Below are 12,399 nucleotides of genomic sequence, written 5' to 3' on the forward strand. Positions count from 1 at the left end.
AAACCTTTCGCACAGAGTTTTTACCATGGAAATATATAGCTCCTTGCAACGGGAGTATCAATAAAAATTTTATTAATTCATTCAAATTCTGGCGTGTTTCAAAAACAGCCATTTGATGTTTAAAAATCCTTTGAAAGAGCAAAAAGCAACACCCTCCTGTGCGGCATAAAATGCCGTTGAGTTTTCGCTTTTGTGTGCGAAATTTATGCAACTTGTTCCGCCATGTCTTTGTCCCAGAATCCATATTCCTCCAGCAGGTCAATGAATTCTGGCCACGGCTTGCCTGTAAGCAGCTCCAACGGGCTGTGGCCCTTTCTTGACGCAACCCTTGACCTACGGTACTTCTTCGCATTCATGTGAAGTTGAACCAGGCTATAAAAGTTCGATGAAACATGCCTCTTTATGTTCATGTAGGCACGAAGTCTGCCATTGACATTTTCGACCATGCTGCTGGCCCTCTTGATGCCGGTGACTATTTCATCATGCACTTTTTCAACATTGGCTAACTCCCCTGCCGGGATGAGGGCTGATGCCTGCCGGGGAAGTTTCGCATAGGCTTCGGACTCTTTGTTTACTGCCAATCTGCCATAGAGAAGGCGGAATACCTCCTCAGGCAGTCCCATAGCCTCAGCTTTCATGCTGAAATCACGGAACAGCCTGCTTATGAAAAGCATGATCGTAGGCAGCCGCTCTCTGAACCGCAGAATTTCACTGCTAAGCTTGTATGACCAGCTATAGCGGATTGACACAGCAAGCATCTCGTCAAGAATCCAATCCATTAGCTCCATCACCTCGTCATAGCTATAGCCGCTAAAGGAGACCATCTCACAGTGACTTTGATTATGAGCTAATCGGCTGGTACGAAACCCTTGATAGTCTTTTGTATGACTGCTATCTCGATGACAAAGCATTTGCAGAAATCATTATGGCCGACGAAACAGAGATTATCGGCAAAGACTGAGCATACCTCCACTAACTATGAATCCTACCAAAAAGATTCGCGTCGATGTCATACGAACAAATGGAAAACTATCACCTTCTTCCCAGACATCAATCAATCTTCAAGTCTTTTCCAAACATATAATACAGGTTGTTGTTCAGCAAAACTAAAAAAATGCCGCCCCGCTGGTTCGTAGCCAGTAGGGCGGCGGTTTATGTATATAGGGCTGTCTGGCTTACGCCTGGCAGACCTTGTGGGGGTTCAAAATGTTGTTGGGGTCGAAGACCTGCTTGATGCCCTGCATAAGCCTCAGGCTGGCTTCCGGCAGGGATTCTTTCAGATAGGGGCGCTTGGCAAGGCCGATGCCGTGCTCGCCGCTGACCTGACCCCGGAGTTCTCTTGCCTTTGCATACATGCTGGACATGGATTTATCCAGCATTTCCTGCCATTTATCCTCCGGCATATCATCTCTGAGGATATAGACATGGAGGTTGCCGTCACCTGCGTGGCCGAAGGACTTGATACGGATGCCCAGCTGCTGGCGCAGTTCATGGACGTATTCCACGAAGGCGTTGACCTTGTTCCTGGGAACCACCACATCAACTTCGTCCATCTCACTGGTGGAAGCCTTGATGGCTTCCAGGAAGGCGCCCCTGGTCTTCCAAACGGGAGTGCTGCGCTCCTCAGTGTCGGCAATGAGGATGTCGATAGCCCCCTGGTCCAGGCAGATCTGGGCGGTATCGTCATAATAGGAGGCGATTTCCTCCATGGTGTTGCCGTCGAATTTCAGCAGGAGATAGGCGTCCGCCTGATTGTCCGGGAACTTGCGGCCTAAGTATTCCTCTGCGTCAAGGATTACTTCCCTTTCCATAAACTCGATGGCCGTGGGCACGGACTTGGACTGGATGATGAGAGGCACCGTGCCGATGGCCTGTTCCAAAGTGGGATAAGGTACCAGCAGGCTCACAGTCTTCTTGGGCAGGGGCAGCAGTTTCAGCACCGCCTTGGTGACAAAGGCCAGGGTGCCCTCGGAGCCAATGACCATATCCTTCAGGTCGTAGCCGGAGCTGTTCTTCACCACCTTGCCCCCCAGCTGCAGGACTGTGCCGTCTGCCAGCACCACCTCAAGGGCACGGACGTAATCCCGGGTGACGCCGTATTTCACAGCCGTCATGCCACCAGCATTTGTGCTGATATTGCCGCCGATGGTGGCAGATTTCTCACCGGGGTCAGGGGGATAGTAGAAGCCCTTCTCCTCCACGAACCCCTTGAGTTCCATGAGCAGCACTCCCGGCTCCACCGTGAGGGTGAGATTTTCTTCGTCAAGTTCCAAAATATGGTTCATCAGGGTGGTATCTATCATGATGCCCTGCTCTACTGCCACGGAAGCACCCACCAGTCCCGTGCCCGCCCCCCGGGGGGTAACTGCAATATGATGCTCGTTGGCATAGGCCATAAGCCTTGACACTTCCTCTGTGGAAGTCACCCTGGCCACCAAAGTAGGATAGACCCGCTTGCTGGCCAGCTCGTCATGGCTGTATTCCTCATTTATTTCCTCGCCAAAGAGCAAGCGTTCCCTGTCTATGAAGCCGGCAATCGCCAGCAAATCTTCTTTTCCTACCTGCCTGTACTCACTCATGCGATTTCCCTCCCCTGCTTGATGCTGGCAATAAGCTGCGGCAGAATCTCATAGATATCTCCCACCACGGCATAGTTTGCCACCTTGAAAATGGCCGCCTTGGGGTCGGTATTGATGGCAAAGATTTCTTCGGAGTGCTCCATGCCAGCCACGAACTGGATGGCACCGGAGACACCGCAGGTGATGATGAGCTTGGGACGCACCGTGCGGCCCGAAAGGCCAATCTGGCGGCGCGGGTCCATCCAGCCGACTTCCACCAGGGGACGGGTACAGGCCACATCGCCCCCCAGGGCCTCGGCCAGTTCTTCCACCAGAGCAAGGTCTTCCTTCTTCTTGACACCTCGCCCTGCCACTACCAGCACATCGGCATGCTCGATGCTCTTTTCCCTGGGCTTCTTGGTGATGCCCAGCACCTCGATGCGGGAGGAAAGCTCCTCCTTCACCTCCAAAGGCACAATCACGCCCTGTGCCTCCTTGGACCGCTCAGGCGCCTCCATGATCTTGTAGCGCACAGTGGCCATCTGAGGACGTGTATTGGGAGTAAGAATCTCAGCCATGATATTGCCGCCGAAGGCCGGGCGAATCTGCACCAGATCGCTGTTCTCATGAATGTCCAGCACCGTGCAGTCAGCCGTGAGCCCCGTATGGAAACGGGCTGCCACCCTGGGGGCCAGCTGCCTCCCCACAGGGGTAGCACCCACCAGGATAGCCGCAGGCTGAACCTGGCGGATAAAGCTCTCAAAGACCTTGGCGTAAATCTCGATATTGAATTGGGATAGTACAGGCTTGTCACAGACAAAGACCTTGTCCACCCCATAATGGCGCAGCTCCTCCGCTCCGCTGCCGATATTCTCTCCCATGAAAAGGGCAAAGACCTGCTGATGGATCTTGTCTGCCAGCTCACGGGCCTTGCCCAGCAGCTCAAAAGATACGGGATGGATGCGTCCGTCCACATGGTCTATATACACGGCAATCCCCTGCCACTTGCTCTTGTCTACAGCGGGTTCCGGGGCATCCTCCACAAACTCCACCGCACCGCCGCTCTTCTTCACGCAGAGCTTGCACATGCGGCAGGCAGCGCCTATCTCCACCTTGCCCTCGCTGGCGGTCATGGCACCAAAGGGACAGATAGAAACCAGCGCAGCAATATCTTCAATCTTTTCCTGATGAATTACCAATTTGCCCATACTTTCATCTCCCATTGAGTCAGGAGTTTTCTCCTAAACACCTTAGCACTGCTCACGCTATATACTTGTGACTCTTCAAATGCTGATATATCTTCCGTGCCAGCTCCTCGCCGGTGCCCTCCCAAGTCTCCCGCGCCTTGTGTATCTCCGGCGGAAAAATCCTCTGCACCTGGGTGGGAGAACCGTTCAACCCATAGTGGTGCTCGTCCTTGTCTTCCATATCATTCAGCGTATAGGTAACTATCTCTCTATTGGCAGTCTCCTTGCCCTTCTTATACGAAGGCAGCCGCGGTTCATATATATCCTTCTGCACCGTCAGCAAGCAGGGGAAGGCAACCTTCAGGGACTCCACATCCTCAGACATCTCCATGTCTACCATGACGGCGCCATCCTCTACTCCCTTCACCGCCTTCACATTGCAGACGCAGGGAATGCCCAGCTGCTCGGACACCTCCGGCCCTACCTGGGCAGTGTCCCCATCAGTGGTCTGAAGGCCGCAGATAATCAGGTCAAACTTGCCAAAGCGCTTGATGCCCTGGGATAGGGTATAGCTGGTGGCCAGCACATCTGCCCCGCCAAATTTCCTGTCGGTGATCAGGCAGCCCTTGTCAGCCCCCATGGCAAAGGCCTCGTATATGATGGACTTGGCAGGAGGCGGACCCATGGTAAGGACGCTCAGGCTGCCCCCATACTGCTCCTTCAGCCGCAGCCCTGTCTCCAAGGCAAATAAGTCGTAAGGATTCATCTTGGCATCCGCGCCATTGCGCTTGAGCACCCCCGTCACCGGGTCCACTTCAACTTTATTAGAACCTGGTACCTGCTTGATACAAACTAAAATATCCATCGTTGCTCACCCTCCTTATCGCCTGTAATTCGTCATACGAATTTATTCTCCTGCTAAAAATTGAATAAATTTTTCTATCAATTGTGAAATAACTAACTTACTGATAGAACAAGAGCGAATCATAACCAAAATCTGGTATAAGCAGATGAAAAAACCTCCCTCAATGAGGGAGGCTTGAAAATACTTAGCTCAACCGGATAACCCCGGGCCGATCAATGCGCCAGTTCCCCAGCACAGCCTTGAAAATAGCGGGCAGCTTCACCTGATAGCCGCTGTATGTAGTGCCCCGTTCGTAATTGGAAGCAAACGTCTCCTTCATGCCCTGATGTTCATGTGCATCTGAATTATAGGGCTTGATGGGGTTAGGCACCACAGCATACTTGCCGGGACCTGCTCCCTCTATGGTCATGGCCCAGAGGTTGCTCTGCAGGATATCCCCTATCACCACGAACTTAGGCTGCTCTGTCATCTTGTCGATTTCCGTAAAGGCCAGCATAGCCAGATGATACCTGTCCACAAACTGCTCGCAGGCCTGTTTGTAACGCGGCTGGTTCATATTGGCAGCCAGGCCGTTGAATTCATCCACCATGGCCTGCCAGGGAGTCTTTTCATCAGGCACTTCCTTGGTGACAGCAGCAGCCTCCTTGTCGGAGAGCTTTTCTGCCGTAGCCTCGGCCTCGGCCCGTTCCACGGCCTTTTCCAGCTTTTCCAGCGCCTCTGCGTCCATTTCCTCCCCCTCTTTCAGGGTGGGGATAAGGCCGGCTCTGCCCAGGCGGTTGGCAGCCATGGTAGCTTTGAGCTTGATTTCTTCCTTGCGCAGGCGCGATTCCACATCCTTGAGGCGGTCTTTCATCTTGTCGTATTCATCCATGAAAGACTGCATCCTGACGTATTTCTTCTGTCCTTCCTGCATCATAGTCCAGGCGTAAGCCGCAAAGACAAAGGCCAGTATGCTGACGGTGAGACAGACAAATATCAAGAGATCCCTCAGCATGGGAGAAAAAATCCCGTCCGACATCTCTTTCCCTCCTTATCAAAGCTCCTGCGGCTCAGCCGTTGCTTTCACAGAATTTTCTCCACACCGCCCGATAGGCGGCCTCCAGCTCCTGCATATATCCCTTCATATCCATCAGCGGGGATTTCAGCACGTTGGCACGCAGCCCCGAATGGTAAGCCCCTATAAGCTGGGGAGAATTGCCTATCTGCACTGCCCTGCGCACGTAGTTGATATCATTTTCCACCACCAGTTCCTCAACCCCGGCGTTCACCAGGATGCTGGCTCCAAAACGGGAACCGTGGCTTCTGCCCCTGAGGGTTATCACCGGCACCCCCATGAAAAGGGCCTCGCAGGTGGTAGCACCGCCATTGTAAGGCGCGGGATCCAGGGCGATATCGATATCCCGGTACTGCTCCATGTAATCCGGGCTGTAAGGGCGGAATTCAACTCTTGCCAGCTCAAAATTCAACTTCTGGAGCCGCTGGCGCAAGATCTGCTGCCCCGAGGGAATACTGCAGATCTTGCTCTTGATGACCAGCTTGGAATTGCGCACCTGGTCAAGGATGCCCCGCCAAAGCAGCAGCATCTCGTCCGTGACCTTGGCAAAATTGTTGAAACTGCCAAAGGTCACATAGCCATTCCTGAGCACTGGCGCCTCACTGCCCGCATCAGGCAGTTCGCGCACAAAACCGGGAGCATAGCAGAGATGTGAATGGGGCAGGCGTATAATCTTTTCCGTAAAGGCAGAAGCCGCTCCGTCATCCCCGGTAGGCAGGCAGGTCTCGTCTGACAGGAAATAGTCAACAGCCGGAACACCTGTAGTGTTCATATAGCCAATGCCCGCAATCTGCACCGGCGCAGGCCGGTAAGCGGTAATGGGCAAAGTGGAATTCTGGGTGTGCCCCGAAAGATCCACCAGTATATCAATGCCATCCTCAGCAATGAGCCGGGCCGCTGTGCGGGGGCTCCTGCCCCGGAGGTCCCGCCAGCTGATGGGGCCGGAGCGAAGCCTTTTGGTGACCTCATCTGCCCTGCCGGTGGAATAACAATAGACCATGAATTTGCTGCCGTCAAATTTTTTCAGCAGCGGGGCCAGGAAATATGATACAGCGTGCTCCCGGAAGTCCGGTGAAATATAGCCGATGCGCAGCTTCTTCTCCGGCAGACGGGCAACTTCAGCGTGCTGGTAGGGCACAGCCTCCTGCACTTCCGCGTATTTCTTCGCCGCCAGATAGCTCTCACGCAAGCCCTGCTCCCGGTAGTTCCTCATAAAGAGATACTTGCTGTAGTAATCAGCCTGTTCCTCTTTTGTTTCAGACATTCTGGCCAGGGCCAGCAACTCCTTGCCTGCCCCCTCCGGGTCAGCCGCCAGATACATGGCATCGGTGAGCCACCCCCGTGACTTCATCAGAATATAGCCAAGAGCCCCATAATAATCATCCTCCGGCTCCAAAGCCGCCTGCTTCTGGCTGCACTCTGCCGCCAGGTCTTTCAAACAGGGAATGGCCTTATCCAGCTGGAAGTCCTGGGCCCAAAGCCCCCCCTGTACCAGCCTGCCCCGCAGATGGCGGGGACGGGCCTTGAGGATTTCTTCAACCAGAGCCTCGGCTTCGTCTGTTTCCCCTGTATACAAAGCCGCCTCGGCCATCACAGCCGCCCCGTCCATGCCGGAAGGATCAAGCTGCCAAAGTTCCTTGGCGCAGGCCCGCATCCCCTTGGGGTCGCCCTCCCGGGCAAATTTGTCGGCCAGTTTCAGCCAGTTCAGCTTCTCATGATTCATCTCTATCTATCCCACCACTAAGTCTATAATACACTATTCATTATATTATACACTAAAAGGGCATTTTCCTGCCAAAAAAATAAGCGCCACAGGGACGCTCACACTTAAATTTTTCAAAAACGTCCTAAACCTCCGGGCAAAGCTCCTCCCCGTACTCCTTGACAAAGATTTTGCGGTAGCCCTTGTAGGAAGAAGCCAGGGGCTTTTCCTTGGGGCAGTGGATGCACCAGAAGTCCTGCTCCTGATTTGGCACCACCACTTTGTACCCTGCCCGCTGCATTTCCATGCACATGGAAGTGTCATACATGTGCCAGCCGGTAAAGAGGTCTTCCCGCCAGGGTATGTCATACTGAGTTGCCAGGAACAGGCCGTCCACCGCCTGCAAGTCCTGATAAAGCCCCTCCGGCTCCCGGCAGTGAGAGTCCACCACACTTTCCGGCTCACAGGCGTGGAGCACCCGGCCATAGGTGCGCAGTCCGTCCCACCAGACCCCAGTGGAAGGCAGGCTCCTGCATCCGATGACCCCCACCAAGCCGATTTCCGGGTGGGCGAACAGGCTGAGCAAGTCTGCCACCAGCTTCTTGTTCACCACCAGTGTATCCTGATGTAGATAGACCTTGTACTTCGCATCGCTGGCCCGCTGTCCCGCATTATATCCCGCACACATGGACGCCGCCCCCCGCTGGGGCAGGTATTCTGCCGTGAACCCCTCCGGCAGGTCAAGGTGCTGCAAATACAGCAGGCACTCGCTGTACCACTCCTCGCTGTTGACGCAGGTGATAAAGGCTATTTTCTTCTCATCCAGCTTTCTCGCCCCTATCTCTCCCATGCTTCCATCTCCCCTATGAGTTCAAGACGTTCCTCTACCTTATCCCCCAAAGTTTCCGACCCAAAGCGCAAGTTCGCAAAGAACGCTTCAGGGTGAAACACGGCTTCGTGGATGAATTCCCCCGCATAATCTGAAAAAAGCTTCAGCTCCTGCCACAAGTCCCAGAATTCCCGGCAGGATTCTGTCAGTTCCACCTCATATTCAATCCTGTGCAGCAGGCGGCTGAGCTGCTTCCTGTCCTCTGCGGTATACATGGACTTCAAAAGCGCCATCTCCGGCATGGAGCGGTCAGCCCTGACCAGCCAGTATTCCGTTTCCAGATCGTCCCCCACATTCTCAAAGCCGGCCGCCAGAAGTCCCTCCAGCACCCCCGCAGGAGCCTGCCGCTTCTGCCCGTGGCAATGGACATTCTTGTAAAAAGAAGCATAAAGCAGCCGCTCAAACTCCGGCCGGGCAAAGAGACGGGACACCACCTGATAATAGTGCCCATCCCTAAGTTCCTCAAGCACAGACCAATGGCGGATATTGCGGAAACTGGTGAGAAAAGCCCCCGTTTCCTTGAGATATGTTGAGAACCCCGCCGCTATGTCCTGAGGATTGCCAGCCCGCTCCAAGGTGAGGTCGGAGATGATGTAATCCAAAGACTGAAGTGGAAATGGCAGCCGCTCAGAGAGGTAGTCCATGCAATGGAACTCAACATCCAAACCAGACGGCAGCTCATCAAGAGCATCTTCCTCATCGGCTACGGCCAAGAGCCTGGCAGAAGGAAACATTTCTCGCAGCTTTGGGAGGTAACTGACGCTCTCAACTACCAGGATTGTAACTGGCAAGGCTGACGGCTGCAGGAAATATAAAAGTTCCGGCTCTATTTTTTCAGGCATACGACCTCTGGTCCCCCCTTCCACCACCTTCGGTGGTCCCCCTCCCCCGCAAGCGGTGGAGGTAAAACCTGCTATACACGTTCTCCTTCGAACTCCCGAACCCCGGCGCCCATGGATGGGCGCTCCCGCGGCCGTTGGATTTCAGGATGAAATGCAAGGCCGCGTAAACATGCCACCGGCATGTATACCTTTTAGTTCTTTTCTTTGCATCAAAGAAAAGAACGGCCGCAGGCCTACCGCAGGCCTACCCACGGCGGCCGTGGTACAAGCACCACGGCTCCTCCGCCATATAATCCCCATCGTGGTAACAAGCCGCCCGTGCCCTGCATCCGCCGCAAACTCCCTTATAGCGGCAAGCCCCACAGCCTCCACTGTACTGAAGTGTACGAAGTTTTTTCAGTACTTCGTTGTTTGCCCAAATCTCATCAAAAGGCGTCTCCCTCACATCTCCCAATTCCATATTGAGATAAGCACAAGGCTGCACCTTACCCCTGGGACTGATAATGCAGTAAGACAACCCCGCCAGACACCCTCTGGTGAACCGGCTCTTGATCCCCAGTTGATCCGCAATCCGCAAGAACTGTGGCGCACAGGTGGGCTTAAGCTCTATCTCCACTTCCTGCTGCTTCTTCATGATGCGGGTGAGCACTTCCTCATACTGCTCCGCCCTCAGGGATTCCTCCTCGATGGTCTTGGCTCTCCCCGTGGGCACCAAAAAGAAGAAATGATGAGCCTTGGCCCCGATCTCCACGGCAAAATCCGTCATAGCCTCAAGTTCGCTTTGGTTCCAATCCATCACCGTAGTGTGTATCTGGAAGGGCAGGCCTGCCTCACGGCAGTTCTTCATGCCCTGCACCGCCCCCTCCCAGGCACCGGGGAAGGCGCGGAACTTGTTGTGCTTCTCCTTGTCCAGGGAGTCAAGGGAAATGCCCATGCCCTTGGCCCCGGCTTCCTTCAGCTTCTTCGCCATATCCAGCGTAATCAACGTGCCGTTGGTGCCAAAGACAGGAATGAGATTCAAATCAGAAGCAAACTTCACTAACTCCAGGATATCCGGCCGCATGAGAGGTTCACCGCCGGAGAAAATCATGATTTTGAAGCCAGCTTTGGCAATCTCCGTCAGCAGCTTCTTCGCCTCGGCGGTGGAAAGCTCCTCTTCCGCCTTGCAGCCTGCTTCACGATAGCAGTGGGCGCAGAACATATTGCAGGCATTGGTGGTATTCCAGGAAACGATTTTCACCGGGCCGCCATGGCCGTGGGGATGTCCCCCGGGATGACCAGGGTGGCCCGTATGTCCGCCAGTGATTCCTTCAGGCATGGTCATTTGGCTGCCCCCTCTCCCGTCAGGCCAATCTCTTCATCAGTGAGGTAGCAGGAGGGGTCGCTTTCCCAGAAATCTCCCGTGCGGGCTTCGGCTCTGGTGCGGAAGTTGCCATTGCAATTGTCCAGGAACTTGCACCTGGCGCAGCGGCCCTTGAGCAAAGGCTTCCTGTCCTTCAGCCCTGCCATGATAGGATTGGAGGTATCGCTCCAGATATCCCCGAACTTTCTCTCCCGCACATTGCCGAAGGTGTGATGCTGAGTGAACTGGTCAGGATGCACATATCCCAGAGGGTCCACCTCGCCGAAGGCAATGCCGGAGCGATTGCCGCCGTTCATGGAGATATACTCCTTGATCTTGGCAGCAGTATCATCCTCCCCCTCGGAAAGGGCCTTGAGGTACATATATACCCCGTCGCAGTGGTTGTCCACCGTGAGGATTTCCTTTTCCAGACCCCTGGCCTCGAAATCCTTGGTGCGGCGAATGATGGTATCCATAGCCCGGCGGGATTCCTCCGGAGTAACATCCTGATCCATCATGCCCGCCCCCCGGCCGGAGTAAACAAGGTGGTAGAAGCAGACACGGTTGATGCCCTTTTCCTCGATGAAATCGAAAATTTTGTCCAGCTCCATGATATTGTGGTGGTTGATGGTAAAGCGCAGGCCAACCCGCTGGCCCACTGCCACGCAGTTCTCAATGCCGGCCATGGCCTTCTCATAGGCTCCTTCCACCCCGCGGAACTTGTCATTGACGTCCTTGAGACCATCCAGGGAAATGCCCACATAGCCCACGCCGATATCCTTGATGCGCTGGGCAACTTCACGGGTAATGAGGGTGCCATTGGTAGAGAGGGTGGGACGAACCCCCTTCTCTGCCGCATACTCAGCCAGCTCAAAGAAATCCGGGCGGATCAGCGGTTCCCCGCCAGAGAACAGCAGCACAGGCACGTTGAAGTCTGCCAGGTCATCTATGAACTTCCTGGCCTCTTCCGTGGTCAGCTCGTCCTTGTACTTCTGGGCATCGGACTGCATATAGCAGTGCATGCACTTCAAATTGCAGGTCTTGGTGGAATTCCAAACCACCACCGGCCCCATGCCCTCAGCCGCCCCATTCCGCATGGAGTGGGCATTCTTCGTATAGCGGAGCTGGTCTCCGTAGTATTCCCTGGCAAACAAAAGCTTCGTTACGCTGATCAAAATAAAACACTCTCCTAAATCCTATTGTCACTTCCATGCCTTCCCCTTGAGGGGAAGGTGGCAGTCCGAAGGACTGACGAATGAGGTGCCAATGAGCTCGATATGACACCTCATCCAGTAAGCACTCCACCTCATCCGCCCCTAACGGGGCACCTTCCCCTCAAGGGGAAGGCTTTTTACTCCTTCCGTATCCCATTTAATAGCAAACAAGTCTTCATAGCCACATTATCCCTGAAGGGAATCTCCAACTTGCTGAAGGCCGCTGCCTGGTAGATGGAATGCAGCATTTCTGCTATCAGTTCTGCCGGCACATCATTGCGGATTTCCCCAGCCAGCTGCCCCTGGCTGATGATTTCCTCAAAAATGCCCTTGAACCCCGGCGTTGCAGAACCATGTTCCGCTTCCTGCGGACGGGGCTCTGCCGCCCTTTCCGAAGCCGCAAGGAACAAGGGCAGCACATAGCGGTTCTCATCCAGAAAGGACGCCGTGGCCTTGATGCCCGCCGCCAGCAGGTCAACAGAGGTCCCACCCGCTTCCTTCTCAGACCGGACTGCCGCCTCCACCATCTCCACGGAATCTCCCAGCAGGGCCATCAGCACTTCTTCCTTAGACTGGAAGTAATTATAGAAGGTGCCCGTACCCAAATCTGCCGCATTCATGATATCAGCCACCGAGGTTTCCTTATAACCCCGGGTGGCAAACTGCTGCTGGGCAGCCTTTAAGATGGCCTGCCGGGAAAGCTGCTTCTTTCTCTCCCGACGGCCCATTGCTTCTGCCATCGTCTT

Annotated in this window: 11 protein-coding genes; all 11 read right to left on the reverse strand. The window is 54.4% G+C overall.

Translation table 11 applies throughout. From position 1 onward, the window contains the following. Nucleotides 1-203 precede the first annotated feature (203 nt). The 11 genes from P159_RS0117425 to P159_RS0117475 all read right to left on the reverse strand — a co-directional run bounded on the left by P159_RS0117425 (nt 204) and on the right by P159_RS0117475 (nt 12,393). Nucleotides 204-779: a hypothetical protein gene (locus P159_RS0117425; RefSeq protein ID WP_029546140.1), complete on the reverse strand. Its 576-nt coding sequence runs from the start codon at nt 777-779 to the stop codon at nt 204-206. 396 nt (nt 780-1,175) lie between these two features. Continuing rightward, entirely contained in the window at nt 1,176-2,579 is a 1,404-nt protein-coding gene (locus P159_RS0117430) for an FAD-binding oxidoreductase (protein ID WP_029546142.1), read from the reverse strand. Further along, entirely contained in the window at nt 2,576-3,766 is a 1,191-nt protein-coding gene (locus tag P159_RS0117435; RefSeq protein ID WP_029546143.1) for an electron transfer flavoprotein subunit alpha/FixB family protein, read from the reverse strand. Before P159_RS0117435 ends, P159_RS0117430 begins: the two co-directional genes overlap by 4 nt. A gap of 52 nt (nt 3,767-3,818) precedes the next feature. Then, a complete protein-coding gene (locus P159_RS0117440; protein WP_029546145.1) occupies nt 3,819-4,610 on the reverse strand; it encodes an electron transfer flavoprotein subunit beta/FixA family protein in 792 nt (263 codons plus the stop codon). 184 nt (nt 4,611-4,794) lie between these two features. Beyond that, nucleotides 4,795-5,628, reverse strand: coding sequence for a hypothetical protein (locus P159_RS0117445; protein WP_029546146.1), 834 nt, complete (start codon nt 5,626-5,628; stop codon nt 4,795-4,797). A 31-nt stretch (nt 5,629-5,659) separates the two neighbouring features. Then, nucleotides 5,660-7,387, reverse strand: coding sequence for a hypothetical protein (locus tag P159_RS0117450; protein ID WP_029546148.1), 1,728 nt, complete (start codon nt 7,385-7,387; stop codon nt 5,660-5,662). Between the two features lie 124 nt (nt 7,388-7,511). Then, on the reverse strand, nt 7,512-8,216 hold the full coding sequence (locus P159_RS0117455; protein ID WP_029546149.1) for a glycosyltransferase family protein: 705 nt from the start codon (nt 8,214-8,216) through the stop codon (nt 7,512-7,514). Then, nucleotides 8,204-9,097: a class I SAM-dependent methyltransferase gene (locus tag P159_RS0117460; protein ID WP_051650446.1), complete on the reverse strand. Its 894-nt coding sequence runs from the start codon at nt 9,095-9,097 to the stop codon at nt 8,204-8,206. The genes P159_RS0117455 and P159_RS0117460 overlap by 13 nt, the downstream gene beginning before the upstream one ends. Nucleotides 9,098-9,341: 244 nt before the next feature. Continuing rightward, nucleotides 9,342-10,421: a putative heme d1 biosynthesis radical SAM protein NirJ2 gene (gene nirJ2, locus P159_RS0117465; protein ID WP_185753783.1), complete on the reverse strand. Its 1,080-nt coding sequence runs from the start codon at nt 10,419-10,421 to the stop codon at nt 9,342-9,344. After that, nucleotides 10,418-11,614 (reverse strand): putative heme d1 biosynthesis radical SAM protein NirJ1, encoded by a 1,197-nt coding sequence (gene nirJ1, locus P159_RS0117470; protein WP_029546155.1) that lies wholly within the window; start codon nt 11,612-11,614, stop codon nt 10,418-10,420. Before nirJ1 ends, nirJ2 begins: the two co-directional genes overlap by 4 nt. 176 nt (nt 11,615-11,790) lie before the next feature. Continuing rightward, the gene (locus P159_RS0117475) at nt 11,791-12,393 is read right to left on the reverse strand and encodes a TetR/AcrR family transcriptional regulator (RefSeq protein WP_029546157.1); all 603 of its coding nucleotides are present in this window, start codon (nt 12,391-12,393) and stop codon (nt 11,791-11,793) included. Nucleotides 12,394-12,399: the final 6 nt, after the last annotated feature.

The sequence above is a fragment of the Selenomonas sp. AB3002 genome, assembly GCF_000702545.1.
Classification (GTDB): domain Bacteria; phylum Bacillota; class Negativicutes; order Selenomonadales; family Selenomonadaceae; genus Selenomonas_B; species Selenomonas_B ruminantium_A.

Bases quoted from the DNA above. Each gene is read 5' to 3' on its own strand.
- P159_RS0117425 (WP_029546140.1), bottom strand. From the start codon at position 779: ATGGATTGGATTCTTGACGAGATGCTTGCTGTGTCAATCCGCTATAGC.
- P159_RS0117430 (WP_029546142.1), bottom strand. From the start codon at position 2,579: ATGAGTGAGTACAGGCAGGTAGGAAAAGAAGATTTGCTGGCGATTGCC.
- P159_RS0117435 (WP_029546143.1), bottom strand. From the start codon at position 3,766: ATGGGCAAATTGGTAATTCATCAGGAAAAGATTGAAGATATTGCTGCG.
- P159_RS0117440 (WP_029546145.1), bottom strand. From the start codon at position 4,610: ATGGATATTTTAGTTTGTATCAAGCAGGTACCAGGTTCTAATAAAGTT.
- P159_RS0117445 (WP_029546146.1), bottom strand. From the start codon at position 5,628: ATGTCGGACGGGATTTTTTCTCCCATGCTGAGGGATCTCTTGATATTT.
- P159_RS0117450 (WP_029546148.1), bottom strand. From the start codon at position 7,387: ATGAATCATGAGAAGCTGAACTGGCTGAAACTGGCCGACAAATTTGCC.
- P159_RS0117455 (WP_029546149.1), bottom strand. From the start codon at position 8,216: ATGGGAGAGATAGGGGCGAGAAAGCTGGATGAGAAGAAAATAGCCTTT.
- P159_RS0117460 (WP_051650446.1), bottom strand. From the start codon at position 9,097: ATGCCTGAAAAAATAGAGCCGGAACTTTTATATTTCCTGCAGCCGTCA.
- nirJ2 (WP_185753783.1), bottom strand. From the start codon at position 10,421: ATGACCATGCCTGAAGGAATCACTGGCGGACATACGGGCCACCCTGGT.
- P159_RS0117475 (WP_029546157.1), bottom strand. From the start codon at position 12,393: ATGGCAGAAGCAATGGGCCGTCGGGAGAGAAAGAAGCAGCTTTCCCGG.